Origin of the sequence: Parafrankia colletiae (assembly GCF_001854655.1) — a bacterium.
Lineage (GTDB): Bacteria > Actinomycetota > Actinomycetes > Frankiales > Frankiaceae > Parafrankia > Parafrankia colletiae.
Genome location: NZ_MBLM01000096.1, coordinates 1 through 1,406, shown reverse-complemented (window position 1 = coordinate 1,406; position 1,406 = coordinate 1). Strand labels below are relative to the sequence as shown.

The 1,406-nt window shown below is 67.6% G+C and carries 1 protein-coding gene; it reads right to left on the bottom strand.

Annotated features, from left to right (window positions below):
• Positions 1-40: 40 nt before the first annotated feature.
• The gene (locus CC117_RS10235; protein WP_241829982.1) at positions 41-1,360 is read right to left on the bottom strand and encodes an IS256 family transposase; all 1,320 of its coding nucleotides are present in this window, start codon (positions 1,358-1,360) and stop codon (positions 41-43) included.
• Positions 1,361-1,406: the final 46 nt, after the last annotated feature.

The window sequence follows — 1,406 nt, the reverse complement described above, 5'->3', positions numbered from 1 at the left end:
CGGGTCTGTAAAGTTAGCGGTGTAACCGGGGCGAATCGGACTACTTGCGGCCTGCGGTGAGTCGGCCGTCGAAGGCGACGTCGAAGGCGTTGAGTGCGCCTTTCCAGCGGATGACCCAGCGTTTGCGGCCCTGTCCGGTGGGATCCAGGCTCATGACCGCCATGTAGATGCACTTCAGCGCGGCGGTCTCGTTCGGGAAGTGCCCGCGGGCCCGGACCGCGCGGCGGATCCGGGCGTTGACGCTCTCGATGGCGTTGGTGGAGCAGATGACCCGGCGGATCTCGGCGTCGAAGGCCAGGAACGGAGTGAACTCGGCCCAGGCGTTCTCCCACAACCGGACGATCGCCGGATACCTGGCACCCCAGGCCTCGGCGAACTCCAGCCACCGTTCCGTGGCCGCGCCTTCAGTCGGGGCGGTGTAGACCGGCCGCAGCGCCTTCGCGATGGCGTCCCAGTCCTGCCGGGCGGCATAACGGAAACTGTTGCGCAACAAGTGGATCACGCAGGTTTGGACCACGGTGCGGGGCCAGACCTGCTCGATCGCGTCGGGGAGGCCCTTCAGGCCGTCGCAGACGGCCATGAGCACGTCCTCGACACCGCGGTTCTTCAGCTCGGTGCAGACCTGGAGCCAGAACTTCGCACCCTCACCGCCGTCGCCGACCCACAGACCGAGGATGTCGCRGGTGCCCTCGACGGTCACGGCCAGCGCGAGGTAGATCGGCCGGTTCGCGACCTTCCCATCCCGGATCTTGACGTTGATCGCGTCGAGGAACACCACCGGATACACCGGGTCCAACGGCCGGTTCTGCCACTCGGTCATGCCCTCCATCACCCGGTCGGTGATCGTGGAGATCGTCTGCTTGGAGACCTGCGCGCCGTACWCCTCGGCCAGGTGCGCGGAGATCTCCCCGGTGGTCAGCCCTTTCGCGGACAGCGACAGCACCAGGTCCTCGACCCCGGACAGCCGCCGCTGCCGCTTACGCACGATCGCCGGCTCGAACGAGCCCGCCCGGTCCCGCGGCACGTCGATCTCGACAGGGCCCACATCGGTCAGCACGGTCTTCGACCGGCTGCCGTTGCGGGAGTTCCCGCTGTTCGCGCCGGCCGGGTCGTGCCGGTCGTAGCCGAGATGGTCGGTGAGTTCCCCGTCGAGCGCGGACTCCAGCACGATCTTCGTCAGCTGTGCCAGCAGCCCACCCTCACCGGACAGCTGCACACCCTGCGCGCGAGCCTGGGTCACCAGCTGGGCGACCAGCGCGGGATCCAGCCCCGCCGGCGTCGCCTTCGACGTACGGGACCGGCCGGCAGGCTCCTGGGTAGACACCTCGGCAGTGTCCGTCATGTCGGTCATGATCGTCATTAGGTGTACTCCCTGATCAGGGTCACACCGTTACTTTTACAGGCCC